The sequence below is a fragment of the Hyphomicrobiales bacterium genome, from assembly GCA_039973685.1.
Classification (GTDB): domain Bacteria; phylum Pseudomonadota; class Alphaproteobacteria; order Rhizobiales; family JACESI01; genus JACESI01.
In genome coordinates, this window is record JBDWKL010000033.1 from 1 (window position 1) to 26,798 (window position 26,798).

Annotated in this window: 22 protein-coding genes; 15 read left to right on the top strand and 7 right to left on the bottom strand. The window is 48.5% G+C overall.

Annotated features, from left to right (window positions below; all coding sequences use genetic code 11):
* From ABJO30_09080 to ABJO30_09090, 3 genes are all read left to right on the top strand, one after another.
* A partial coding sequence (locus tag ABJO30_09080; GenBank protein ID MEP3232967.1) for an acyl-CoA dehydrogenase family protein occupies positions 1–708 on the top strand: 708 nt, incomplete at its 5' end.
* Between the two features lie 2 nt (positions 709–710).
* Positions 711–1,838, top strand: coding sequence for an acyl-CoA dehydrogenase (locus ABJO30_09085; protein ID MEP3232968.1), 1,128 nt, complete (start codon positions 711–713; stop codon positions 1,836–1,838).
* A gap of 174 nt (positions 1,839–2,012) precedes the next feature.
* Positions 2,013–3,788 (top strand): pilus assembly protein TadG-related protein, encoded by a 1,776-nt coding sequence (locus ABJO30_09090; protein MEP3232969.1) that lies wholly within the window; start codon positions 2,013–2,015, stop codon positions 3,786–3,788.
* Positions 3,789–3,873: 85 nt separating this feature from the next.
* Here ABJO30_09090 and acs read toward each other — a convergent pair whose 3' ends face one another.
* A complete protein-coding gene (gene acs, locus ABJO30_09095) occupies positions 3,874–5,835 on the bottom strand; it encodes an acetate--CoA ligase (protein ID MEP3232970.1) in 1,962 nt (653 codons plus the stop codon).
* A gap of 240 nt (positions 5,836–6,075) precedes the next feature.
* Between acs and ABJO30_09100 the strand changes: the two genes are divergently transcribed.
* The 5 genes from ABJO30_09100 (at position 6,076) to ABJO30_09120 (ending at position 14,243) form a co-directional block, all read left to right on the top strand.
* Positions 6,076–6,483 carry a D-Ala-D-Ala carboxypeptidase family metallohydrolase gene (locus ABJO30_09100; GenBank protein MEP3232971.1) on the top strand — a complete coding sequence of 136 codons (408 nt, stop codon included), beginning with the start codon at positions 6,076–6,078 and terminating at the stop codon, positions 6,481–6,483.
* 215 nt (positions 6,484–6,698) lie between these two features.
* The gene (locus tag ABJO30_09105; GenBank protein MEP3232972.1) at positions 6,699–11,495 is read left to right on the top strand and encodes an NAD-glutamate dehydrogenase; all 4,797 of its coding nucleotides are present in this window, start codon (positions 6,699–6,701) and stop codon (positions 11,493–11,495) included.
* Positions 11,495–11,956 carry a GNAT family N-acetyltransferase gene (locus ABJO30_09110; protein ID MEP3232973.1) on the top strand — a complete coding sequence of 154 codons (462 nt, stop codon included), beginning with the start codon at positions 11,495–11,497 and terminating at the stop codon, positions 11,954–11,956. Before ABJO30_09105 ends, ABJO30_09110 begins: the two co-directional genes overlap by 1 nt.
* 127 nt (positions 11,957–12,083) lie before the next feature.
* Positions 12,084–13,124 carry a DMT family transporter gene (locus ABJO30_09115; protein ID MEP3232974.1) on the top strand — a complete coding sequence of 347 codons (1,041 nt, stop codon included), beginning with the start codon at positions 12,084–12,086 and terminating at the stop codon, positions 13,122–13,124.
* A 48-nt stretch (positions 13,125–13,172) separates the two neighbouring features.
* Entirely contained in the window at positions 13,173–14,243 is a 1,071-nt protein-coding gene (locus ABJO30_09120) for an enolase C-terminal domain-like protein (GenBank protein ID MEP3232975.1), read from the top strand.
* A 9-nt stretch (positions 14,244–14,252) separates the two neighbouring features.
* Here the strand turns inward: ABJO30_09120 and ABJO30_09125 are convergent, their stop codons facing one another.
* The 4 genes from ABJO30_09125 to hemC all read right to left on the bottom strand — a co-directional run bounded on the left by ABJO30_09125 (position 14,253) and on the right by hemC (position 19,648).
* A complete protein-coding gene (locus ABJO30_09125) occupies positions 14,253–16,037 on the bottom strand; it encodes a heme biosynthesis HemY N-terminal domain-containing protein (protein ID MEP3232976.1) in 1,785 nt (594 codons plus the stop codon).
* A 16-nt stretch (positions 16,038–16,053) separates the two neighbouring features.
* Complete coding sequence (locus ABJO30_09130) at positions 16,054–17,901, bottom strand: hypothetical protein (protein MEP3232977.1); 1,848 nt, start codon at positions 17,899–17,901, stop codon at positions 16,054–16,056.
* Positions 17,902–17,965: 64 nt separating this feature from the next.
* The gene (locus ABJO30_09135; protein ID MEP3232978.1) at positions 17,966–18,691 is read right to left on the bottom strand and encodes a uroporphyrinogen-III synthase; all 726 of its coding nucleotides are present in this window, start codon (positions 18,689–18,691) and stop codon (positions 17,966–17,968) included.
* 3 nt (positions 18,692–18,694) lie between these two features.
* On the bottom strand, positions 18,695–19,648 hold the full coding sequence (gene hemC / locus ABJO30_09140) for a hydroxymethylbilane synthase (GenBank protein ID MEP3232979.1): 954 nt from the start codon (positions 19,646–19,648) through the stop codon (positions 18,695–18,697).
* 72 nt (positions 19,649–19,720) lie between these two features.
* Between hemC and tsaD the strand changes: the two genes are divergently transcribed.
* The 7 genes from tsaD (at position 19,721) to ABJO30_09175 (ending at position 24,894) form a co-directional block, all read left to right on the top strand.
* Positions 19,721–20,857, top strand: a complete 1,137-nt coding sequence (tsaD, locus tag ABJO30_09145) for a tRNA (adenosine(37)-N6)-threonylcarbamoyltransferase complex transferase subunit TsaD (GenBank protein MEP3232980.1) — start codon at positions 19,721–19,723, stop codon at positions 20,855–20,857.
* The gene (locus ABJO30_09150; GenBank protein ID MEP3232981.1) at positions 20,854–21,831 is read left to right on the top strand and encodes an NAD(P)H-dependent glycerol-3-phosphate dehydrogenase; all 978 of its coding nucleotides are present in this window, start codon (positions 20,854–20,856) and stop codon (positions 21,829–21,831) included. Before tsaD ends, ABJO30_09150 begins: the two co-directional genes overlap by 4 nt.
* 38 nt (positions 21,832–21,869) lie before the next feature.
* Positions 21,870–22,532 (top strand): hypothetical protein, encoded by a 663-nt coding sequence (locus ABJO30_09155; protein ID MEP3232982.1) that lies wholly within the window; start codon positions 21,870–21,872, stop codon positions 22,530–22,532.
* Between the two features lie 103 nt (positions 22,533–22,635).
* Positions 22,636–22,917, top strand: a complete 282-nt coding sequence (locus tag ABJO30_09160) for a YciI family protein (protein ID MEP3232983.1) — start codon at positions 22,636–22,638, stop codon at positions 22,915–22,917.
* A gap of 5 nt (positions 22,918–22,922) precedes the next feature.
* A complete protein-coding gene (locus ABJO30_09165; GenBank protein MEP3232984.1) occupies positions 22,923–23,360 on the top strand; it encodes an EVE domain-containing protein in 438 nt (145 codons plus the stop codon).
* Positions 23,360–23,710: a DUF6614 family protein gene (locus tag ABJO30_09170; protein MEP3232985.1), complete on the top strand. Its 351-nt coding sequence runs from the start codon at positions 23,360–23,362 to the stop codon at positions 23,708–23,710. Before ABJO30_09165 ends, ABJO30_09170 begins: the two co-directional genes overlap by 1 nt.
* Positions 23,710–24,894, top strand: a complete 1,185-nt coding sequence (locus tag ABJO30_09175) for a crosslink repair DNA glycosylase YcaQ family protein (GenBank protein ID MEP3232986.1) — start codon at positions 23,710–23,712, stop codon at positions 24,892–24,894. The genes ABJO30_09170 and ABJO30_09175 overlap by 1 nt, the downstream gene beginning before the upstream one ends.
* Positions 24,895–24,933: 39 nt before the next feature.
* Here the strand turns inward: ABJO30_09175 and ABJO30_09180 are convergent, their stop codons facing one another.
* Both ABJO30_09180 and ABJO30_09185 read right to left on the bottom strand, forming a co-directional pair.
* The gene (locus tag ABJO30_09180; GenBank protein MEP3232987.1) at positions 24,934–25,461 is read right to left on the bottom strand and encodes an RNA pyrophosphohydrolase; all 528 of its coding nucleotides are present in this window, start codon (positions 25,459–25,461) and stop codon (positions 24,934–24,936) included.
* Between the two features lie 20 nt (positions 25,462–25,481).
* Complete coding sequence (locus tag ABJO30_09185; GenBank protein MEP3232988.1) at positions 25,482–26,720, bottom strand: divergent polysaccharide deacetylase family protein; 1,239 nt, start codon at positions 26,718–26,720, stop codon at positions 25,482–25,484.
* Positions 26,721–26,798 lie beyond the last annotated feature (78 nt).

Below are 26,798 nucleotides of genomic sequence, written 5' to 3' on the forward strand. Positions count from 1 at the left end.
CAATATGCCGACTGGATTTTTTGCCTTGTGCGCACATCCAGTGAAGGCAAAAAGCAAGAAGGCATTTCCTTCCTTCTGATCGACATGAAAAGCGAAGGCATTAGCGTGCGCCCTATCGTGCTGCTTGAAGGGGAGCACGAAGTAAATGAGGTCTTCTTCGACAATGTGAAAGTGCCAGTTGGCAATCTTGTTGGCGAAGAGAATAAGGGATGGACCTACGCCAAATATCTGCTCACCCATGAGCGGACGGGTATTGCAGGTGTGGGCTTTGCAACGGCTGGATTAGAGAATTTAAAATCCATCGCGCGGCAACAGACAAAGCGTGGCAAACCATTGATTGAAGACCCGCTCTTTTCTGCCCGCATTGCAGAAGCTGAGATTGACCTTGATGCCATGCGCACGACAAATTTGCGCGTGTTGGCTGACGCTACAGGGGGCGCTGCTGGTGGGTTGGAAAGCTCGATGTTGAAGGTAAAAGGCACCGTGCTTCGCCAAAACCTCAACGCGCTCACCCGCCAAGCCCTCGGCCCTTACGCCTTGCCGTTTATCTCAGAAGCCTTGGAAGAGGGTTATAATGAGCCGCCAATTGGCCCTGATTATGCTGCCCCCGTTACCAAGCAATATTTCAACAACCGCAAAACCTCGATTTATGGCGGCTCCAATGAAGTGCAAAAATCAATCATCGCAAAACTAAGCTTGGGGCGTTAGGCATGGATTTTAATCACACAGAAGAACGCCGCATGCTCGCGGAATCTTTAGGCCGCTATTTAAACGACAACTATACCTTTGAAACCCGCATGAAAATTGCCGAGAGCGACGATGGTTATTCGCCCCAAAAATGGCAAGAGCTTGCAGAAATGGGTATCATTGGCGCGTTGTTTTCAGAAGACAAAGGCGGCTTTGGCGGCGCTGGGTTTGACATTACTGTGGTGTTTGAAGAATTAGGCCGCGCAGGCGTAGTCGAACCATTTCTTAGCACACTATTGGCAGGCTCTGTTCTGGCTCAATTAGACGACCACGACCCACTGATTGAAAGTATGATTGCAGGTGAAGAGCTCGTCTCGCTTGCCCACGGTGAAGCCAATGCCCATTACGATCTTGACCATGTGGCAACAACGGCCACAGAAGCCGGAGACGGCTTTGTCTTGAATGGCGCGAAAGCCGTCGTGCTCAATGGCGGTGAAGCAAATAAGCTTATTGTCAGCGCCCGCATATCTGGTGAAACATTCTCACAAGACGGCATCGCACTTTTTCTCGTAGATGCAAATCAGGTGGGCGTTATCATCCGCCCCTATCCAACAATGGACGGTTCTCGCGCGGCTGAAATATCGTTTTCCAATGTTAAACTGAAAACCGATGCCCTCCTCTCATCATCACCAAGCACATTCGCCATTTTGGAAACCGCTTATGCGCGGGCCATTCTTGCCGTATCCGCTGAGGCTTTGGGTGCGATGGAAACCGCAACCCGCATGACGGGTGAATATTTAACGACCAGAACCCAATTTGGCCAACCCATCGGCATGTTTCAAGCGCTTCAACATCGCATGTCTGAGATGATGATCGAACTGCAACAAATGCGCTCTTCGCTCATCAACGCAGCCGGTAGTTTTGAGGACGATAAAGCAGCCCGCGACAAAGCAATTTCTGCGGTTAAGAACCTAACAGGTCGCGTGGGAAAATTGGTTGCTGAAGAAAGCATTCAAATGCATGGCGGCATTGGCATGACATGGGAATATGCCCTGCCCCATTTTGCTAAGCGGATCATTATGATTGATCATCTGTTTGGTGACAGTGATCATCATCTAGAACGCTTTGCCGCTCTATCTCAAACGCCATAACAAAAGCGCTAACAGCCATCTTATTTTACAGCATTAAATCACATTTACTTGCAATTATGTATTTGTAAACTTGCAGAAATTATAATTAGACCTCAACTAAGTTTGAGCTAATTCAGAAGGTAGTTTCTAAAACTTAACCATTCTAGGCTCACCGCAAACAAAACGGGCGATACCATGAAAACCTTCCGCACTCTTCAAGGCCATATAAGACGTTTTTGGAATGATGAAACAGGAAACATCGCCATGCTTACGGGGTTGGCAGTTGTCGCTGTCGTCTTTAGTGCCGGCGTAGGCATCGATCATATGCGCGCTCTGAATGAAAAAGCGACATTGCAAAAGTCTTTAGATGCAGCAGCGATTGCGGGCGCTACAACAATTGCAACGGACCCAGGCGGCGCAGAAAACGCGGCGCTTCAAGTCTTCAATTTGAATTATAGCGCCGAAAATGGGATCAACAATGGTGAGGTAGGGTTTACCTTTAACCAAACTAATGGCCTGATAACAGTAACAGCAACTTCTCAAATAAAGACCTTGCTGACTAGCATTTTAGGCAGAGAATTCATTCCGGTAAATGCACTTGCCTCAGCGCAAGGATCCCTTTCACGCGTCGAATTTATCTTGGCTGTCGATCAATCAGATTCAATGCGCGGCTCTAAACAACAAGCTTTAGTACAAGCGTTGGATGCATTCAAAAACAATGTTTATCAAACAGATGAAGACGGCAATTTCGTTGATCGCGACGAAATTCTTGTTGGCCTAGTCCCTTGGCAGTCATTCGTAAATGTTGGCATTGAAAATGCTACAAATTGGACGAGAGGATTCAATTCTTCAGCCATAAACTTTAATATCACGGACCCTTCAAGCCCAAGCAATTTGCAATTCAATGAAAACACCGATCGAGATGTGATCATTGATGCAATTGCACAACACGATTTCGCTGAGCATGGTTTTGATGTTCCGCAAAATAGCCTAGATTTGGCCAGCCGCAGGCAGTTTCTTGAAGATAATGTTTTCGATATCAACTTTCCTGAGCCTATTGAGTCGGACGATTATTCAGGCTTGAGCTGGCGTGGTTGTATGATGGCCCGCGACACTGATGCAACAATTCCATTTTCAACGAGCGACAATATCAGTGATTTCAATCCGAGCATAACAGAGCGCACAGATCTCCCCGCCAATTTGGATGTTTTAGATCTGCCCGTTGGAAATCGTGATTTCAGGGCTTTTTACCACCCGCCTAGATGGGCAGCGGGTCAAGCACGCAATTCCGGCAACGATTGGCAGCCTTTTGGTGTTGTTTTCGCGCAGCAACCAAGGTCCAATGAATTTCGCAATCCCAATGTCGGCTGTATCACTTATGAAACAACTTACTTGACCGAAGATGCTAATCAAATCTCATCTGCAATCGACGTATTAAGGGCCGTGAACCCTGATGTAGGAGGGGTTGGCCCATTTGATGATGAAACGGCGCACACAGACAGCAGCATTGGTATGGTTTGGGCATTGCGGATGCTTGACCCAGATTGGGCAAGTGATTGGGCTGGTAGTGCCGTCCAACCTGCCGCATTTGATGATAATGAGGCTAGAAAAGTCATTATCTTGCTGACAGATGGTGCGAATGGCATCGGCTCAAACACAGCGCCGCTCACATGGAGTCCGTACGGTGACACAGAACAAACGTTAAATGTAGGCAACAATAATCAAGCAAGAAATGCCTTGAATATCCGTACCCTTCGGATATGCGAACTCGCCAAACAATTGGATGTTGAAATCTACACCATCGCTTTTGAAGTGGATGATGGTAACGCTAGAGAAATGCTTCAAAATTGCGCAACGCCAGATAACGGCAACCAAACTTATTACTTTGAAGCCAGTGCGGATGGAACGGCATTGGAAAGTGTCTTTGCGACTATCGCGACACAAACAAGACGCATCCTCCTCACTCAGTAAATAAATTTATAGACAAAAAAACCCGCTTTTCAGTGATGCTGAAAAGCGGGTTTTATTTACGACAATTCAAAGTACGCTAATAAGATTAGCTGTTTGAACGGTTTTGACGGTTCTCAATCAAATCATCCACCACAGACGGATCTGCCAAGGTTGATGTATCACCAAGGCTTGAGAAATCATCTTCCGCAATCTTGCGAAGGATCCGGCGCATAATTTTACCAGAGCGGGTTTTCGGCAGGCCTGGTGCAAATTGAATTGCATCAGGTGAAGCAATTGGCCCAATTTCATTGCGAACATGGGTGCGCAATACTTTCTTGAGCTCATCTGTTGCTTCAACGCCAGCCATCAAAGTGACATAACAATAAATGCCCTGTCCTTTAATATCATGCGGGAAACCAACCACAGCGCTTTCAGAAACAGCATCATGCGAACCTAAAGCACTTTCAACTTCTGCTGTGCCCATACGGTGACCCGATACATTGATCACGTCATCCACACGGCCTGTGATCCAGTAATAACCATCCTCGTCACGACGACAGCCGTCACCTGTAAAGTACTTGCCTTTATAGGTTGAGAAATAGGTCTGAACGAAACGCTCATGGTCACCATAAACCGAGCGCATTTGGCCCGGCCATGAATCAGTAATGCAAAGATTGCCGTCTGTTGCGCCTTCAAGCGGGTTGCCATCATTATCAACAAGCTGCGGCTGAACACCGAAGAATGGCAATGTTGCAGAACCTGGTTTCAATGCGGTCGCACCTGGAAGCGGCGTGATCATATGACCACCCGTTTCTGTCTGCCACCAAGTGTCAACAATCGGGCAACGCCCTTCGCCAACAACACTATGATACCAATTCCAAGCCTCTGGGTTGATCGGCTCACCGACTGTACCCAAAATGCGAAGTGATGAACGCGATGTTGATTTCACCGGATCGTCGCCACCTTGCATCAACGCGCGAATTGCCGTTGGAGCTGTGTAGAATTGATTGACTTGGTGCTTATCGCAAACCTGCCAGAAACGAGAATTATCTGGATAGTTCGGTACGCCCTCAAACATCACTGTCGTCGCGCCATTCGCAAGCGGACCATAAACGATGTAAGAGTGGCCAGTTACCCAGCCCACATCCGCCGTACACCAGTAAACGTCACCGTCTTTATAATCGAAGACGTACTCATGGGTCATTGCTGCCCAAACGAGATAGCCGCCTGTTGTGTGAAGCACACCTTTTGGCTGACCAGTTGAGCCAGACGTGTAAAGAATGAAAAGTGGATCTTCCGCGTTCATAGCTTCTGGTGGGCAATCAGGAGAGGCTGCATCGCAAACATCCCCATACCAAACATCACGACCATCTACCCAACCGATATCACCACCGGTGCGCTTGACCACGATTACTTTTTCAACATTGACGCCACCTTTAGCAGCAATATCAATCGCCGCATCCGTATTGGCTTTCAATGGAATACCGCGTCCACCGCGAAGACCTTCGTCGGCTGTGATCACAAAGGTTGATTCACAATCAACAATGCGGCCTGCAAGCGCGTCTGGTGAGAAGCCACCGAACACGATGGAGTGCACAGCACCGATACGAGTACAAGCAAGCATTGCATATGCTGCTTCAGGGATCATCGGCATATAAAGAGTAACGCGGTCACCCTTTTTAACGCCGGCGTCTTTCATTGCATTTGAAAGACGGCAAACTTTTTCATGAAGCTGATTATACGTGATATGCGCATCATCTGTTGGCTCATCGCCTTCCCAAATGATGGCCGTTTGATCACCGCGTGTTGCCAAATGACGGTCAATACAGTTGGCCGATACATTGAGCAGGCCATCTTCAAACCATTTGATTGAAACATCTGGATACTCAAATGTGGTGTTTTTGACCTTGGTAAAAGGCTTGATCCAATCAACACGTTTACCGTGCTCAGCCCAAAACCCTTCAGAGTCGTTCACGCTTTGCGCATACATCTCATCATATCGCGCTTTATTAATGTGCGCGCTATCTGCAGTTGCCTGATCTACTGCATAAACTTTCACGTCAGACATATATTCCTCCCGTTGACGATCAGCTGCGACCAGCAATGTGGCCACAAAAATCTGGGCGCACCTTAAGCACAGCAAGACTTCAAGTCCATTAGACTATGAGTGAACGCTGAGCCAAAAAACGATATTAAGGATTGATTAAGCAACAAAACCAAAATCTGAACAAAGATTAACAAAATCATTCGAATTTTAACCGTTTTGGCTCACCCTGAACCCAAGTGTTATCGTTATCCGGTCAGTAAAATGCGTACCCGTAAGCTTGTATCTTTGTCTTTTTTTCTGTCAGCCGCCGTTCTTCTAAGCGCCTGCGCAAAGACCCCCGTCGTCAATCTGTTTTTTGCCGGGGACAAAGATGTGCGTTATCTTGATACCAAGTCCTGCGTACCATTCAGACTGCGCCGCGTCTTAAATCATACGTCGCGTAAATTTGGCCGTGTAACGGTTACATCAACCAAGCGCGAGAAAAGTGAAAACCGTCGCAAAGGCGGGGCTAAAAAATCATATCACCTGCGCTGCGAAGCGACCGATTTCACCCTCAAAGCCGATCGCCGTAAAGTACTCAAGTTTTTGAAAAATCATAAGGGCGTCGGCGGATACAGTTCTTATGTGCGCCACTATCACATAGATACTGGCCCAAGGCGCACTTGGTAGATCAATTAACGAACCAACAACCAAGAAGTCAGCAAAAGTGTGACTTGTCGCCTGCTTTTTCATTGCAAGGTTGCAAAGTGTGCATTGTCGGCTCACAGTGATTCGCAAGGATTGGATATTGCCCTCAGGGTGAGCCGGACCGTGCAGTTATTTTGCACCAGACGTTTCCCGCGGGTTAACCGATCATTTTGCAACGGTCCGGGAACTAATTGATCATGGATAAAGCTGCCCCCCTCGCGTCTAAAAAGCTTAATGAAGCGGCGAAATTACTTAATCGCAAAAACAAGTCCCTCGGGACCTTCCTTCAAACAACTTACGAATTCGCCATTGATGACGATCTTGAACGCTATAGCGGACAAGATATCGCGAAGTTTAGCGAAGCCACTTTCAAAGCGCTCTCAAATCGAAAAAGCGGTACGCCACTGATCGATATTTCTGAGCATGTGATTGGCAGCAAAACCAATCCTCGCACGGTTACAACCCTTAATATTGTAAACGACAACATGCCGTTTTTGATTGATAGCGTTGTGCCAGAAATCCGCGCCCTCGGCCACGACATCGAATTATTGGTGCATCCAATTTTTGTGGTTGAACGCGACAAAGCTGGCAAGCTGAAATCAACACCCCTTGCGCGCACGCCATCAACAGGGCCGACGGAAAAACAAGAAAGCTTGATCCACATTCACGTGGGCAAACTGACAGCCGCTCAACATAAAGAACTGAAGTCATCACTAACCACCCTTTTGAAATCCGTGAAAGGTGTCGTGCGTGACTGGCGCCCGATGTTAAAGCGGCTTGATCAGGCGATCGAACAATACAAAACGTCGCCGCCTGCATTAGAAGTTCAAAAAATTGCCGAAGCGGTGCAGTTTTTAGAATGGTTGCGAAGTGATCATTTCACCTTCTTAGGCATGCGCGAATATCGCCACGATGAAAAAGCCGAACGGTTTATTCAACCCGTTGAAAATAGTGGCCTTGGTATTTTGAAAGACCCGAAGGTGCATGTGCTGAAACGCGGGAACGAACTGGTGTCTATCACTCCAGAAATCCGCGAATTCATAACACGCCCCGAACCTTTAATTATCTCCAAAGCCAATGTGCGGTCTAAAATTCACCGCCAAGTGCATATGGATTATGTCGGCATCAAGCTTTATGACGAGGATGGATCCGTCACAGGTGAATTACGAGCAATCGGCTTGTTCACAGGGCCTGTCTACGCAACATCAATTGCAGATATCCCGTATATCCGCCACAAAGCAGAAGCGGTGATGAAACGCGCGCCTTTTGCCGAAGACAGCCACTCAGGCAAAGCGCTTTGGAATGTGCTTGAAGCCTATCCACGCGATGAATTATTCCAAATGGGTTTCCAGCAGCTTGATGAATTTGCTCACGCTGTTTTGGCTCTTGATAACAGGTCAACCGTGCGGGTGTTGCCACGATGGGATAAATTTGACCGCTATGTCTCCGTCATCACCTTTGTTCCGCGTGATCGCTACAACACAGATACCCGCATTCGCATCGGCGAATATTTTGAAGAAATTTTTGACGGCCGCGTTTCCGCGTTTTATCCAGGCTTCCCAGAAGGTCTCCTTGCACGGGTCCACTTCATTATTGCCCGCAATCCAGGCGAACAACCCGCGATCAGCGCCGACCATTTAGAAATCGCAATTGAAGCGATCACCCAGACATGGGAAGACAGCCTCATCGAAGCGTTGCAAGCTTCGCGATCTAAAGAGAATGCCTCGCAATATCGCCAAGCGTTTTCAGCGGCCTACCAAGAAGCCTTCATTCCTGCAGACTGCCTCAGCGATATTAAGGTCCTTGAAGAGCTGCAATCGAGCAACGATATTCACGCAGATTTCTATCGCCGCCCTGATATGCCTGCAAACCGCATTGGTTTGAAATTATACAATCAACTAGAGCCAATTGAACTTTCCACACGGGTGCCACTGCTTGAAAACATCGGCTTTCGGGTCATCAACGAACGGACTTACAAGATCGAACCATGGGGAGAGGCAAGCACTTATCTCCATGACATGACATTGGAGACAACCTCTGGCGCAGACCTTGATCTAGGCGAGAGCAAAGAGCTTCTCACCAATATGCTGCTTGCCATTTGGAATGATAAAACAGGTAATGACGGCTACAACGCGCTTGCCATTAATGCGGGCCTTGCTTGGCGCGACATTGCGGTTTTGCGCACAGTATCACGCTACCTCCAGCAAATTGGTGTTACCTACAGCCAAGACTACATGTGGCGGGCACTCAACAAAAACGCAGAAATCGCAGCCTACTTAAGCGCGCTGTTTAACGCGCGTTTTGATCCCGACACCAAAGGCCGCGACAAGAAACAATCAAGTATCAGCAAGCAGATTGATGCAGCGCTTGAAAATGTTGCAAGCCTTGATGAAGATCAAATCATCCGTCGGTTCCGCTCTGTGATCATGGGAACGGTTCGAACCAACTTCTTCAAGAAAGACGCAAACGGCGACACAATTCCTGAGATTTCGCTCAAGCTTGCCCCGCGCGAGATTGAAGGCTTGCCTGAACCACGCCCTTACCGCGAAATCTTTATGACAAGCCCACGGGTTGAAGGCCTGCATTTGCGTTACGGCAAAGTAGCACGGGGCGGCCTTCGTTGGTCAGACCGTCCAGAAGACTTCCGAACCGAAGTGCTGGGTCTTGTGAAAGCGCAGCAGGTCAAAAACGCTGTGATCGTGCCAGTTGGCTCCAAAGGCGGTTTCGTTCCTAAGAAACTCACACCAACCATGAGCCGTGATGAATTCATCCATGAGGGAACTGAGGCCTATAAGATTTTCATCTCAAACTTACTTGAGATCACGGACAATCTGGACGGTACAAAAGTGGTGCATCCAGAAAATGTTGTGCGTCATGAAGAAGCCGACCCTTATTTGGTTGTTGCAGCGGACAAAGGCACAGCAACCTTCTCCGACACGGCCAACGGTATCAGCCAAGATCATGACTACTGGCTAGACGACGCTTTTGCTTCGGGCGGCTCTGCTGGTTATGACCATAAGAAGATGGCCATCACCGCGCGCGGTGCATGGGAAACGGTTAAACGCCATTTCCGTGAGATGGATAAGGACATCCAAAAAGAGCCGTTCACCGCAGCCGGTGTTGGCGATATGTCAGGTGATGTTTTCGGCAATGGTATGTTGCTATCAAAAGCCACAAAACTTGTAGCCGCTTTTGACCACCGCGATATTTTCATTGATCCAGACCCAGACCCAGCAAAGACCTTCAAAGAGCGCAAGCGCCTGTTTGATATGGGGCGCAGCTCTTGGCAGGACTACAACACGAAACTTATTTCAAAAGGCGGCGGCATTTTCCCTCGCTCTTTGAAATCAATCAACATCAGCCCAGAAATCCAAAAGATGCTTGGCGTCACGACTAAGACAATGACGCCATTTGAGTTGATGCGTGCCATCTTGAAAATGGAGGTTGAGCTATTCTGGTTTGGCGGCATTGGTACCTATATTCGCGGCCCATTGGAAACTGACGCAGATGCCGGTGACCGCGCCAATGATCCAATTCGTATTGAGGCCGCTGAAGTTGGCGCTAAGGTAATTGGCGAGGGTGCAAACCTTGGCATGACCCAACGCGCGCGTATTGCCTATAACAAACTTGGCGGGCGCAGCAATTCAGATGCGATCGACAACTCAGCGGGCGTGAACTCTTCAGACGTTGAGGTGAACATTAAAATCGCACTTGGTGATGCTGTCCGCGCTAAAAAGCTGACGCTTCCAAAACGTAACACCTTACTTGAATCCATGACGGAAGAAGTCGCTGACTTAGTCCTGCGAAACAACTATCAGCAAAGTTTGGCAATCTCCCTCACAGAGCTTGCAGGTATGGAAGACTTCCACCACCAAACCCGTATGATGCAAGACCTTGAAGGACGCGGACTGTTGGATCGTGCGGTGGAAGACCTACCCAACGACGTCATTCTTGAAGAACGCCGTGTAGACGAAATTCCGCTTACCCGCTCTGAAATCGGTGTGTTGCTTGCCTATGCCAAGATCAATCTGTTTGATGATTTGATCGACAGCAAAGTGCCTGATGATCCTTATCTTGAAAAAGAACTGACACGCTATTTCCCAACTGCCATGCAGAAGAAATACGCGGGCGAAATTGCAGGTCACAAACTACGCCGTGAAATCATCGCGACGCAGGTTTGTAACGCCATGATCAACCGTGGGGGCGCGACTTATCTAGAGCGCGTTCAAGCACAAACAAGTGCGACGACACCTGAGATTGCTAAAGCCTACATTCTGGTCCGCGATGCCTTTAGCTTCCAAGCTTTGAATGCCCGCATTGACGCACTTGATAATAAGATAACTGGCGCCGTGCAGCTCGATCTTTATCATATGCTTCGCCGCGTTCTTGTAGGCCAAACAGTCTGGGCCTTGCGTAACGGTTCATTCAAAAAAGGCATTGAGGCTGCCATCAAACCAATCGCTGATGGCATTGAAACATTGCGCCCAACCCTGAGCAAAATGCTCTCAAGCTACATGGAAGCCGACCGTTTAAAACTCAAGCAGTCTTATCTTGATGGCGGTGTGCCGAAAGATATTGCCGAGGATATGTCACTTCTACCAGCCCTTGATCTTGTACCAAACATCATCATGGTGGCGGACAAAGCTAAGAAGCCGCTTGCAAGCGGTGCTAAGGCTTACTTCGCGCTGGATGAAATGTTCTCCCTCAACCGCATTGATGCCATGGCGCGCGATGTTGAAACCACCGACTATTATGACAATCTTGCCTTGTGGCGTGGCCGACAACAACTCGCCCGCGCGCACCGTGCAATCACCCATGATGTGTTGACTAAGCACAAAGGTGCGGATCCAGTCGCAAGCTGGTACAAAGCCAATAAGCCAGCAATCGATGCTGCCCTTCTTGATCTTGCAGAGATCATCGAAAGCGATAGCATGAGTGTGGCGAAGGTTTCAGTTGCCGGTAACATTGTGAGTGACCTCACCAAGGGAGCGTAATGCCAGACTTACTTGTTAAACTCTACGACCTACCGAGCGAGCGTCCAAGCCTGCCGGATGGCGTAACTATGCGTCCCGTCATGGCCGCAGAAGTAAGCATGGTACGTGATTGGATTGAAGAAAACTTCAGTCGCGGCTGGGCCGATGAATTTCTTAAAGGGGCCTATGCGGAAACCACAAGCTCAATCATCGCGATGCAAGATCGAAAGGTCATAGGCTTTGTTTGCTATGACGTTTCAGCCATCGGCATGTTTGGCCCAACCGGCGTTGACAAATCACAGCGAGGCAGAGGTTTAGGAGCGGCTCTTTTGTTTGCAGCTCTTGATGCGATGATCGCAAAAGGGCATGTCTATGCCACCATTGGATGGGTGGGCCCGATCGAGTTTTATGAAAAACTTGTCGGCGCAACCCTTATTGAAGGTTCTGAGAAACGCTATAGCGGCAAGCTAATTCAATCTTAGCCCTGACCTTCACTTAAACTCACAACCACATTAGAACATTGTGAATTTTGATGAATTGCTAAAATCACCTATGACACTATGTTACAGGTAAGCAGTCGAATCTGACGAGCATTTTTAAGGAAATACTATGGCAACCGCAACAATCGAAGCAACAGGCGACAACACCGTGTCGAAAGGCAAGGGTTTGATTTTCGTCTGGATCGCAATTTTCATTTTTGCTTCAGCAAATTCAATCGTCTTGCTTCTGTTTGATGTTGGCGCTGCAAACCCAATTCATGGCCGCAACCCGGTTAGTTTTTGTAATGTTTTATTCGCAGGTAACATCGTTGCTTGTGTCACCATGTACATTTTTTATCGCAAACAATGGACGAAGGAAGCCTTAGCAAAGCTGACCTCTGGTGATTGGTGGAGCCTCATCATTTTAGCAATCATCACCGGCGCACTCGTTCCTTCTCTCATGTTTTTGGCGCTCACCAATTCAAGCGTAACAAACACTATTTTGGTCGGACGTATTGAGCCAATTTTCCTGATCATCCTGTCGATGGTTGTTTTGAAAGAAAAGGCTGATGTATGGCCTACCATCGGCGCAGCTATTGCGTTTCTTGGAGTTGCTTTCACTTTTTACCTTGAAAGCGGCGGCACTGGTTTTTCATTCGGCAAAGGCGAGATGCAAGCAGCAGGTGCTGCAGTGCTCACTGCCATCTCAACCATCGTTGCTAAGGTGCGATTGAAAAACATTCCACTTGGCATATTCACAGTCATCAGAACAGGTCTGGGCGCGATCATCTTCCTAGGCGTTACCATCTATCTATTGGGCCTAGAACATTTCATAGACCTTGGCAGTCCGCTCTTATGGCAGCTCATGCTCATCTACGGCGCAGTCATTGTTGTGGGTGGTCAATACTTCTGGTTTGTTGGGATCAAGTCTGCAAACACAGGCGATGTATCAGTAGCCTCTTCTTTCACTCCGATCGCAGGCGTTGCTTTTGCTTTCCTTCTTTTGGGCGAAGAGCCATCTAACGCTGTACTAATCGGCGGCGGTGTTATCGTTCTCGGTATTTTGGTTGGCCAAATTGGTAACTTCAAAGACAAGCTACCGAATATCCCACTCCTATCGACTAAGTATTTGATGGAACGCGAACGTGAGGTAAACTTCAAAGGCGTCTAACCTTCGTTAGGCTAAAATTTTGAAGCTTACCAAAGGTTGCTTGGGTTTATGAATATCAAATCCTTCACAATTCGTGCCGCTCGGCTTCCCATGGCCGAGCCGCATAAAACGTCATCGGCCATCATCAATGTATGTCCTATCGTCACGGTCTCAGTATTGACCGATGAGGGCGTGCGAGGTGATGGGATCATATTCACGTATGCCGATGTCTTTTTGAGCACAGTCCATACCCTAGCCACCACAATAGCTCCGATGCTTGAGGGTCAAGATCTAAGCCCCTCTGCCAACACCGACATGCTGCATGATCGGTTCAAGCTACTTGGCACACAAGGCATGATGGGCATGGTTCTATCGGGTTTTAACATGGCACTTTGGGATGCCAAGGCGCGCGCTGAAGGCAAAGCGCTTTCTTCTCTGCTTGGTGGTGCCACGCAACCCGTTATTCCCTATGCCAATGTTGGCTTTGATGGTGTGAAAGGTTCAGCTGAAGGCGCAGGGAAATTTGCAGCCAGCGGATTTAAAGCCGTAAAAGCAAAAATTGGTTATGAAACGGTCGCAGATGACCTCGCCGTTATTCGCGCCATGCGTGAAGCTGTCGGCCCCAATGTTGAGTTGATGGTCGACTACAATCAAAGCCTTTCAATTGATGAAGCCCGCACACGCCTTCATGCCCTTGAAAGCGAAAGCCTTGCATGGGTTGAAGAACCAATTCTGTCCCACGATTTTAAAAACTACGCAGCCCTTCAAAGAGAAACAGCCACACCGCTTCAAGCAGGCGAAAACTGGTGGGGGCCTTCTGATTTTCAAACAGCTTTTGACCTTGGCACAACAGGCCTCATCATGCCCGATGCACAAAAATGCGGTGGTGTTACGGGCTGGATGCGCATTGCAAAATTGGCTGAGCAAAACAATATCAAAGTCTCAAGCCATTTATGGCCAGAACTAAGCGCGCAATTATTGAGCGTAACACCAACTGCTCATTGGCTAGAATATGCTGATTGGTTTAATCCAGTGATCCGCGAGCCATTGAAAATTGAAAATGGCTACGCGGTAACAGATAATGTTATTGGCACCGGTGTCGAACTGAATGATGATGCGCTGGCAACCTATGCTGCCTAGCGCTCAACATTAAAACAGACGGAAACGCTTTTTCGGTTTCTCTGCTTCAGCTTTCGCGCCTGGATCATCAATAGGCGGCTTGTTGATCGGGTCTTCTTTTTTCTTTGGCTGTTCTTCATCGTTAGAAGAAGCAGCAGCCTCTTCGTCCTCAGCCGCAGCTTCACCCTTTTCTTCAAGCACTTCTTCGCTCTCGATAATCGGTTCGTCAGCCGCTTCTTTTTCTGTTTCGGCGTCCGTTTCATCCGCCTCATCAGTATCAGATTTTTCAGCGCTGCTTGGTTCTTCCGCTTCAGAGGTATCTAAGTCCTCAGCGTCTTTGGTTTGCGCAACTTCATCATTTGCTACATTAGCAACAACTTCGCTTGCCTCATCTTCGATAACATCAACAACATCATCGTCATTGGCAACATTCATGATGGCCACACCACTTGCTGCCTCAAGAACAGGAAGCTCCATTGGGCCAGATGGAATTTGCTCTAATTGGAGATCTTGTTCTTCATCGAGGTTTTCGACCGGAACACGCCATTCAAACGCATCCAATTCACCGGTTACAGGTGAGAAAGGTGCCCACTCATCCGCCACATATCCATCAGCAGTCCATGCTGCATCACGTGGCGCACGCACGGCACGCGACAACCATTCGCGAACATGGCCACGATCACCAAATTCACCTTCTTCAATCTCAGACATCAACAAGCAAGCATTTCTTGTCGGTTCCGTGGCGAGCAGGCCTTCAAGGTCTTTACGCGCGCCAATCCAATCTTGAACATCAATCTTGGCACGGACAACACCCATCACACCTTCAGGGTGATTAGGTTTCATATTATTGAGGTTTTCAGCACGTTTCAAACGGTCAAGACCGCTATCGCCAGAACGCAATTGTGTATAGGTCGCAATCAACTCAGGATGCGTATCGAGTTTCCACGATGTTTCAACAATTTTTGCTGCTTTGCGAAGATCACCAACACGAGCCAATACACGCGCGGCAATAACTGCAGCCGGTACAAGTTCAGGGGCAAGACGATGCGCCTCTAAAGCTTTTGCCTTCGCTTTTTGTGGATCACCACCCTCTTCCAGTTCCGCTGCATGCCCTGTCAACAAGACAGCACGCAAACGCTTTGCCTCTTTTTTCGTATAAAGCTTAGAATCGGCATTTTGGTGAAGGGTTAGCAGAGCGCCTTCCCAATCACCTTCCGTTGCCTGCATGTTCAACAGTGCTTTTCCAGACCATTCAACGCCAGGACGCGCACTAACCGCTTCTTCAACAAAGTGCCGAGCTGCTTCAGTTTCACCGGTTTCTTCTGCTTCTACATAAAGCCCACGCAGACCCAATAGTTTGGTCTCCGGTTTTTCAAGCATCATTTCAAAGGCCTCACGAGCCTTATCCGTTTTGCCCTCCATTTGTGCTGCTTGCGCCGTCAAGAGTTGGGTTACGGGCTCTTCAGGCAAATATTTAATTGAGTTTTTCGCTGATCGTTTGGCCATGCCAATATCGCCAGAACCGACGGCAATGACACCTTCTGCCAAAGCCTGCCAACCTTTTTCGCGGCGGCGGTTCCTAAAGAAGCTACCAATGCTTCCAGGCGTCTTCCAGACCATGGTCAAGATTATCCAAACGAAAATAATCGCCAGCAAGACACCAAGAGCAATCGCTGCAATTATTGCCAAATTCTCTTCGGCAAATTCAAATCCGCCAAGGCGAACAACAAGCAAACTTCCTGGTTGATCGGCAAGCCAAGCAAAACCGGCTGCTACCAAGAAGACTACGACAAGAAATATTACCAGACCAATCATCGACCCAAACCTTTACTTACTGTGACGACGTTTCATCGGCAGGGTTTCCTGCCACATCTTGTTCAATTTTTTGAATGAGAGAAGACAATGCTAAATTGCCTTTCCATTCCACGAGCCATTCATCGAAAATCTGTCTTTGGTCTTCGCTCAACGTTTCCCAAGTTTCTAGGAAGCCATTCACATTGCTTTCGTCAAAATGTTTCTGCAGCTGATTAAAGGGACCCGTATCATCATCGCTTAGTGAACGAATTTTGATGAAACTTTTTGCATTCTTCGCCAGTTTTTCAAAAGCAGAAAGTTCCGGCAGTGTCTCTCCCGTCACACCATCTTTGGCAGAGGCCAACGTAATTAAGTTGATCAACTCACTTTTCAAGCTCGCCCCATCCTTCAACCCAGTTACACTAAATGGTTGCAGCGATTCAATCGCTTCTGGTTCAATACCAGCACGTTCCAAAGACGTGAGAGCGGAACCAAAAGCTCCGCCATTTTGAGCAATCTTTTTGAGGTTTTCGAGAGCTAAACTTTTTGTCGCAAGCTGTACACTCGCCGTGGTTTCATTCTGCGTATCAAGAGCCCCTTCAACGCTACCAAGCTTTTCAGTGAGCGCTGTAAGTTTACCGCCAATATCGCTTTGAGCACTGTCAACAGATGCAATCTTGTCTTGAACTGCACCAAGCAACGAAGATGTCTCATCAAGCTGGCCTTGAAGTGCGATAAACTTTGGATCAATCGTTGAAAAAATAGACTGTCTTGCCGCACTTACTATCGCGTCATTGCCGCCTTGGCCTGCCACTGGAATTGCAAGAGCTGCAACCTTTTTTTGCAAGGCTGCTAACTGTGACTGCAAGCCCGAAGACGCATCATCGCCCGCGCTGCCCGTAACGCCGTCAGAACCAGTGTTCACATCTCCTGCTGGTTGATTAGCGCTGTTTGCAACTTTCAACTCGGCTTGAACAGCTGTAAATTCTGCATCTAGGTTTGTCAGTTTCTCGTTCAAAGCAGTAATTTGACCATCAACACCTGCTCCTTCGCTCGCACTCAGCCGTGCTTCAATCGCAGCGAGGCGCTCAGTAATGCCACTTGGCAACGCTGCATCACCAGTAGTCGCAGGTGCGACACTTCCTTCAGCGTCAGCCAAACGCGCTTCCAATGCTGTTAGGCGCGCTAAAACTTCCTCAGGAACAGAGTTTTTATCATTATTTTCAATGCCCTGCTCCATTTCATCGAGACGTTCAGAAAGAGAAACAAACTCATCGAGACTTACTGCATTTACGGCAGGCGCATCTTCCAAATTAGCGACACGACTTGTAAGGGCATTTACTCCACCGTCACCAAAACTTGGAATAACCTCTGCTTTTTGCAAGCCAATAAGGGCACCAATCGCGATAACACCGCCGACAATTGAAGCCACAAGGTTTGGGAAAAATGAACCGCCTGATTTTTCAGTCTTCTGCACAGGAGGCTTGGTGGGAGGCGTTCCTCCAACATTCGTATTTTTGGCCTCAGAATTGTTCGGCACTTCTTTACTGCTCGAGGCTGTCGGTTTCGATGCTGTTGGAGCTGGCTTAGCCTGCGACGTTTCTGCTTTGGCGTTCGTCGCTGTAGCCGCTGCAGCCTCTGGCTTTGCAGCACTCTTAAAAGGCGCGCTTTTTTCGCTGGTTGTTTTAGTAGTCGAACGCGTTTTTGGAACTGACGTTTTTGCTTCTGGCTTAGGCGTTACATCCTTTGCCTCAAGATCAATTGTCACCGATTTTTTTGCGGCGCGCGCGCGTGCTTGTGCACTTTGTGGTTTTGATGCCGTGCCTTTACCTTTGCCACGGCCAGTAGCTCTACTACCAGGTTTTTGATTTTCACCAGTTGCCATATTCTAACTCGTTCTATTGTGTTCGCCGGCCAGGTAAAAACTGTCATTTTTTTCCTAACGGCTCTTAACCACGGTTTTGATAATGCGCCAAAGCATCGAACATAGATTGTTCATTTGGATGCTCTACAACAATAAGCTGTATTTTTCCATACCTATCGAACACAGATTCAATGCCTTTGGCAAGGCAGAAAAACTTTATTGAGTTAGTCAATTGACTTATTTTATATCGTTTAATCACACCCTCAAATGCCTCAGCAGTGCGGTTTGAATAGAGCAGAACTGCGTCGATTGTTTCACTTTCAATCGCCGTCAAAATATCGGGTGAGAGATGATCGACGCTATCACTGTAATAACGAACAGCAACATCTACCTGCCAACCATTTGCCTTTAGCTTATCTTCAAGCCTTCCTTTGCGATCTCGCCCACAAACATAAATGAGGCCCGCACGATCATCCGAGCGAGCAGGACCGATCAAATCAACCAATTGATCGACAGCACCTGAAGCAGAGCGAATATGTTTGAACCCGAAACCACGCGCCAAAGCTGCTGTTGCATCGCCCACAGTATAAAGGGTTCTTGTTTCGCGGGTTTCTTCGTCTGCAACCTTAGCTAACGCCCGCACACCATTTCGGCTTGTGACAACAAAATCACCCGTGTGCATATCATCAAGCGGTTCGTTTAAAAAAACTGTTTCCAACATCGGCGCAACCAACACCTCATACCCTGCGGCCCGTAGGCGCTCAGCTGTTAAACTGGCATCGGGTTCTGGTCTGGTGACGAGTACACGCATGATTTAACGCTGGTGGAGGCTTTGCACGAAATCATCGCTCAACTGCGATTTCAGCCGAAGCCCCGCTTCCTCACCAATCGCAACAGCATCGGCAATGCTTCCCGAACCATCAATCGGGAAACTCTCAGAACCATCAGGCCGAAGCACTTCTCCTTTGAAAGAAAGTGCATCACCCTCGATGCGCGCAATGCCTGCAATCGGGGTTCGGCATGATCCATCGAGCACTTTCAAGAAAGCGCGCTCACACTGAACTGCAGCCGCCGTTCCAGCATCGTGAAGCGGTGCGATGAAGTTTTGCGTCACATCGTCACCATCGCGCGTTTCAATTCCAATCGCCCCTTGAGCACAGGCAGGCAAGAACGCTCCCTCATCAAGATAATCAGCCACAATATGCGACATACCCAACCGACTAAGGCCAGCAGCCGCCAACAATGTTGCCTCAGCCACGCCATCTGCCAGTTTACGCAAACGAGTTTGAACATTGCCGCGAAACATAATCACCTTGAAATCAGAGCGATAGCGCAACAGTTGCGCCTGGCGGCGCAAAGAAGATGAACCAATCACCGCCCCTTGAGCCAAACCATCAAGCCCGCTTGCCTTTTCGCAAATGAAGGCGTCGCGCGTATCTTCACGCGGCAAGAACACATCAAGCACCAAGCCATTTGGCAGAGTTGTCGGCATATCCTTGGAAGAGTGAACCGCAATATCAATATCGCCATCAATCAGCGCTTGCTCAATCTCTTTGGTGAAAAGCCCTTTACCACCAATCTCAGACAAGGGACGGTCGACAACAATATCGCCCGTGGTCTTGATAACCGTAATAGAGAACGCATTTTCCTCCATTGCGTGCGCTGCCATTAACAGACTTCGCACTTCACGCGCCTGTGCCAAAGCAAGGTCGCTGCCACGGGTTCCAATTTTTAAAGGGGAGTTGGATGAGAAAGATGTCGGATTCATTTGCAAGCAGTTCGGCTCAAGTGATAGGTTCCGCGACACAATAGCCGTTTGGTTCTCTACATCAACGCCCTTATGTCCGATTTCACAAAACTTAAACATTCAAAACGACCTGCGCCCAATGCGAGCAATCCACTTGTTCTGGCTTTAGAATCAAGTTGCGACGAAACCGCAGCCAGTGTTCTTTGCCGCCATGACGACGGAACGAGCCATATTTTGTCCAATGTCGTGTTGAGCCAAATCGAAGAACACGCAGCTTTTGGTGGTGTCGTACCCGAAATTGCGGCACGCGCGCATGTGGAAGCCATTGATGGCGTGATTGCTGCCGCTTTGAATGATGCCAAAATCAAGGCCCAAGACCTCGACGCCATCGCCGCCACCGCAGGCCCCGGCCTTAATGGTGGATTGTTGATTGCCACGATGACAGGCAAGGCAATGGCTCATGCATTGGCCGTGCCGTTTTATCCAATCAATCATTTGGAAGGCCACGCTCTTACAGCGCGGCTAACAGACAATGTTGCTTTTCCTTATGTGTTACTTTTGGTTTCTGGCGGCCATACGCAAATTTTGCTCGTTCATGGCGTCGGCAATTACGAGCGCATTGCCACAACAATTGATGATGCACTGGGTGAGGCCTTTGATAAAACCGCTAAAATGCTAGGGCTAGATTATCCAGGCGGTCCGGCTGTGGAACAAATGGCAAAAGCAGGGGATGAAGCGCGTTTTAACTTCCCTCGCCCCATGCAACACCATGAAACATTAAACCTGTCATTATCTGGCCTTAAAACAGCTGTTCGATTGGCCGCAGAAAAACACGCCCCTTTAACAGACCAAGACGTCAGCGATATTTGCGCGTCTTTCCAGCAAGCGGTCAGTGATATTTTAAAAAATCGGATCGAACGCACTTTGGCACTTTTTAAAGAACAATTTCCTAACCAGAAAAAACCAACGCTCGTGGTAGCTGGTGGGGTTGCAGCCAATCAGAAAATCAGATCAACACTTGAAAAACTTTGCGAGACGGAAGGTTTTTCACTCTCCGCACCACCGTTGAAGCTATGCACGGACAATGCGGCGATGATTGGCTGGGCGGCATTGGAACGCATCGCGCTTGGTGAAAGTGGCGACTTATCATTTACCCCTCGCCCGCGCTGGCCGCTTGATGAAGAAAGCAGCACAGTGGTTGGCAAGGGCAAACGAGGGCCAAAAGTATGAAGCGAATTTCAGTTATTGGAGGCGGCGCTTGGGGCACAGCCCTTGCCGCCCATCTAGCGCGCGCAGGCAAAGCCCCGCAACTATGGGCGCGGTCTGAAGAACTTGTGGCTGATGTAAATGATAACCAGAAGAATGAGCGCTATCTTTCAGGCATAACTCTGCCAGCGGGCATCCAAGCCACGACTAGCCTCGTAGACATCAAAGGCACCGAGCTTGCTCTTGTTGTCATCCCAACCCAATCGCTACGCACTATCTTAGAAGATGCAAAACCGCACCTTTCAAACGACGCGACAATTCTGCTCTGTGCAAAGGGCATTGAGAAAACTACCGGTAAACGCACGAGCGATATTGCGGCTGAAGTCATGCCCAATAATCCAATCGCGGCTTTGTCAGGCCCAAGCTTTGCCCATGATGTAGCGCGTGGCCTTCCTACAGCGGTCACCTTGGCGGCACCAACATTGGCAATGGCAACGACCCTATCTGAGGCTATCTCAAGCCAAGGGCTTCGCACTTATGCCTCTGATGATGTTATCGGTGCCGAACTTGGCGGTGCGCTTAAAAACGTCATCGCGCTTGCCGTTGGTATGGCGCGGGCAAGAAGGCTTGGTGCAAGTGCAGAAGCAGCCCTTACAACACGTGGTTTTACAGAGCTTTCCCGTATCGCCAGCCACTTCGGTGCGAAGCCTGAAACGCTGATGGGACTTTCGTGCCTCGGCGATTTGATGCTGACATGCTCCAGCCCCCAATCGCGAAATTTTGCTTATGGCATGGCTGTCGGTAACGGCGAAGACCTTACACAGCTAAAACTTGCCGAAGGCGTTCACACAACATCAATTGCGGCTAAGCTCTGCAAAGATGCGGGCATATCAACCCCAATTATTGACGCAATTGATGCGGTTTTGAGTGAAGCCTTGCCAATTGATGAAGCGATGAGAAAACTCATGCAGCGCCCTTTAAAAGCTGAGCTAGGCTGATAAACTGGCCTCTTATATTTTATAGAAAGAGGCCTCTTATGTTTTTCAAAGGCACAAAAATAGCCATATTATTGGCACTGATTACACCCTTGCTACATTCCAATGCACAAGCGGCTGATGCAACGTCAGCCTATTCCAAAATCGATTGGGATAAAGACTGCAAACGGATCGACACACCGCCAGTCGATGAACCTGATCTAGGCGGGCACTTTAAATGTGCCGGTTATCAAGATTATCCAATTTGGATATCAACAGGAGACCTACGCGAAAGCGTTCAATTCGGTCATCTAAACCACCAAATAACAACCCAAAGTTCTTGGGAAAGTTTTAGTAGTTTCAACCAGATCAACCTGACAATTGAATGGCGCTTGAAAAAAGGTCGCCCCATCGCTGCGATCTATCGTCATTTCATCGATAACGGAGAAGGCAATGCGACGAGCCGGAAACAGTTTCTCGTCATCAAGAGTGTCGCAAGCCTAGACACTGGCGGCATCGGCTGTGTTTATGGCATGGTCAATGGTCGTGAAAATAAAGCCAATGAGACCGCGCGACGGGTGGCGGATGGTATGAGCAACCCCTTATCAAAATGCGAAAACGGGGCGCCGGTTGATCTATATACAGCCGCCAAAGCTGCACCCTTTTATGTGCTCAAGTCACAAGCAAAGACGATGTCTCGTCATTTCCCTGACCCAATTAAATAGTCGTCCCTAAAATTTGATACCCACATATCGCATCTAGGGTGACACCAACTCATACCAATGGTAATCCCTTGGCTAGAAACTTTAAAATAAAAGGAACCTTCTCATGCATTTCGTATTTTATGGCAAAGACAAAAAAGGCGCTCTTCAAGTCCGCGTTGATAATCGCCCTGCCCACGTTGAATGGTTGAAAAGCAACCCAATCGTTCTTGCTGGCCCAATGCTTGATGAAAATGGCGATATGTCAGGTTCTATGGTTGTGTGTGAAGCGGCAGACCAAGCAGCAGCAGACGCGCTTTTTGCTTCAGACCCATATGGCAAAGCAGGCCTATTTGAGAGCGTCGAAATCTCTCCTTGGAAATGGGTCATCGGCGCACCTGCGGAGTAAGCGAAATGCAATATTGGTTGTTTAAATCCGAGCCCTTCAAATGGTCTTGGGAGCAGCAAAAAGCCAAGGGCGACGTTGGCGAAGAATGGGATGGCATTCGCAACTACCAAGCACGCAATTTCATGCGAACAATGGAACTTGGCGACCGTGCCTTTTTCTATCATTCCAATGAGGGGTTGAATGTGGTTGGCATCTGCGAAATATCCGCTCTTTGCCATCCAGACAGCACCATCGACGATGATCGATGGGAATGCGTCGACATCCGTGCTCTTTGCGATATGCCAATCCCTGTCTCTTTGAAGCAGGTGAAAGCAACGGAGAGCTTGGCAGATATGTCACTGGTGACATCCATGCGCCTATCCGTTCAGCCGGTAAAACCGAATGAATGGGACATTGTTTGCAATATGGGTGGTCTTAACCCACAAACATTGAAGCCGGTCTAATGGATATTTATCACGGCTTTTTCGATCTTAAGAGCGGCCAATCCGACATCGAATTTGCCGATGATTTGGCTCAGTTCATGAACCACCTCAAACGCGAAGAGAAAATCGTCTCTTGGCGTTTGATGCGGCGCAAGCTTGGGCTTGGACCAGAAAGCCTTGGCGAATTTCACATCATGATTGAAGTGGAAAACCTCGCACAGCTCGACGCTGCCTTTGGCATGGTCTCTGAACGCGCTGGCGATGTTGAGAAGAAACACGCATCAGTCAATCAACAAGTGGCGGGCATTAAATTTGCGCTCTACCGCGACTTCCCAGACCCGCATCGCAAAAGCGGCGAAGAACGGTTTTAATGCTGAAGCTCTCAGCAAAAACGGCACGCCATACCATCTTGCATTTGCAAGGTTTGACGCGCCCGCCGAGCATCAAACAATCAAACCAAGAACTCTATGAGCTAATCGAGCAATTGGGCTTCGTGCAACTTGATAGCATCCAGTGGGTTGAACGTGCCCACCACATGACGCTATTTGCCCGCAACCAAACCTATCGCCCACAACATTTGGAACCCTTGATTGAGCGCGATCAGCTGCTGTTTGAAAACTGGACCCACGACGCCTCCTTCATTCCAACCGCCTTTTATCCCTATTGGAAACATAAGTTTGAGCGCGAAGAAGCGCGGTTAAAAAACAAGTTCACAAAGTGGCAGGGCAACGGATTTTCTGACCATCTAACAAGCCTACTATCACGCGTTGAAGAACGGGGTTCTTTGATGTCACGTGACTTAGAGCGCACAAAAGAAAAACGCGATATGTGGCAATGGCACGATGGTAAAGCAGCGCTTGAATATCTGTGGCGTACAGGAAAACTTGGCACCAAAGCACGGCGCAATTTTCAAAAGGTCTATGACTTACCAGAACGCTGTTTAAGTGCAGAAAATTGCAATGCCACCGTTAGCAAACAAGAATTCATCGATTGGGCATGCCGCTCTGCATTAGAACGGTTGGGCTTTGGCTCGCCTTCAGATATCGCCCATTATTGGGACCTTCTCTCCATCACTGAAGTGAAAGAGTGGCTCGCGAAACAAAACTATAAATCCGTCTGTTCGATTGAAGTTGAAGGGCTTGGGAAATCAACCAAAGAACTTTTTGCCCGCGCCGATATAGAAGACATCACCGACAATCTGGCCCCCTTACCAAACCGCGTCCGCGCCCTCTCGCCCTTTGACCCCGTAATCCGTGACCGCAAACGACTTGAATGGTTATGGGGCTTTGATTACCGCATTGAAATTTACGTGCCCGCCGCCAAACGCAAATGGGGCTATTACATTTTTCCGCTACTTGAAAAAGACCAGCTTATTGGCCGTGTTGACATGAAGGCCAATCGAGCAGGCAAGAGCCTTGATATTGCAAAAGTTTGGCTAGAGCCAGGCATCCGCGCTTCTCAGGGACGACTTCAAAAAGTTGAGGCGGAGTTTATGCGCCAAACTCGCCTAACTGGCATGAAGACAATTCAATGGAACGGAAAAGTGGAAGGCTGAGTTGAGTGTATAAGGATCAACACTGTTTGCGGCTAACGCTTAAACAGTTGGTTTCGCAAAATCTGCAAAAGCCTCAACCACCCGCTCATAAACATCGCGCTTAAACGGCACAACAAGGTCTGGCGCTTCAGTTAAATCACCCCAGCGCCATTCCGAAAATTCCGCCGGATGCGCGCCGCCACCAGGTGCTGTGACATTGATCTCGCTCTCATCGCCTTCAAACAAAAACGCAAACCAGCGTTGTGTTTGACCACGATATTTTCCCTTAAGGCCAACGCCCAGCATTTCCGGTTGCAGATCATAATTCAACCAGTCTGGCACTTCACCAAGGAATGAAAAGGACGACACACTCGTCTCTTCATAAAGTTCACGTTCAGCCGCAACACGCGGGTCTTCGCCTTTATCAATGCCACCCTGCGGCCATTGCCACAAATAGTCCGGTTCACGATGTTCTGGCACATGGTTCCATTGCCGCTTACCGAGCCATACCTGACCCTGCTTATTAAACAAAACCACCCCCACACACGGGCGATAGGGCAGGTCATCATGAGTGAGTTGCTTAGACATGAGAGATACTTTGTGCAGAATTAGAAGCTTGATTTATCAAGTGTACCAGTAATCGGGATCAATTTAACACCCCGTCGATCAGCGTCTTTCGCCCATCGCACCAACCGATCAATAGTAATTGGGAAGGCAGAAGCAACACCGATCACAGTGCCTTTGTCGCGGGCAAGACCTTCAAGTTCAAGCAAGCGTGCATCGATATCTTCTTCTGTCAAAACAGAATCGATCACCAACGAACTTTGAGCAAATGGAAGTTTACGATCAAACGCAACTTCACCCGCGCGGCTAAGCGGCGTAGAGCCATCGTCCACGTACATTAGGCCTCGATTGCGCAGTTCCGTGAACAACGCGCCAAGCGCATCTGGAGAGGCGGAATAACGCGCGCCCAGATAATTCATCGCGCCGACATAGTTGGTCATACGGCTTAACAACCAATGCAATTTGTCTTCATTAGCAGTCCATGGCGCTTCCACAAGAAGTGTGCGTGGACCTGGGTCATTGTTTGGATAATCAAACGGCTCCAATGGCAATTGCATTAACAGTTCATGGCCACGACTTCGTGAGCGAGACATCCAATCCAATAGACCGTCTGCGTAAGGGGCAAAGGCAAGCGTCACTTCTTGGGGAAGTTCACTCAACGTGCGCTGTGTTGTTGTTTTGTTGATACCCAAACCGCCGATGACAATTGCAATGCGGCTTTTGCTGGCAGCCGCACCGCTTAACGGACGGCTATAAGCCAAAAGTGGTTTTTCGCCATTTTCACCAACCTTCGGCAAAAATCCATAACGCGACCGCTCAAGCAGTGCTTTATCACCCACGGTCGAAAGGCTAATTTTCTTTTTAGTCTCTGCAATCTTACTTGGGTCATAAATCAGCACTTCATCAGGGTCGAGCGGCTCCAAAACACCCTCACTATCAGGCGTGAGTTCTGTTAGGACCGTCGGCTCATCATCCAGACCGTCTTGAATGCTCTTGGCTGTTTCCTTTTCGCGAACAGAAACCAAACCAACATCACGGTCAGCGCTATCAAACTTCGGCTCAACAATGCGCACATTGACAATTGGTTCGCCGCCATTCGGATTATCGACAACAGCAACCCAGATGACAGAAATTATTCCAAGACCAAATATAAGAAATGCAGACATAAAGACAAAAGGAACCCGCTGCATAAAACTGCCGAGCTTCCTGTTTCTTTGCGTTTTGGCCTGCTGCTTCTTCTTTTTTAAAGCAGCTGCACCAAGAGGTTTGGTGAGATCTTTCACCGCAGTGTCCTTATTTATGTCGCATATGTCTTGCGATTCGACGAAGCGATAGTATAGCGGCAAACAGTCTTAAGCATT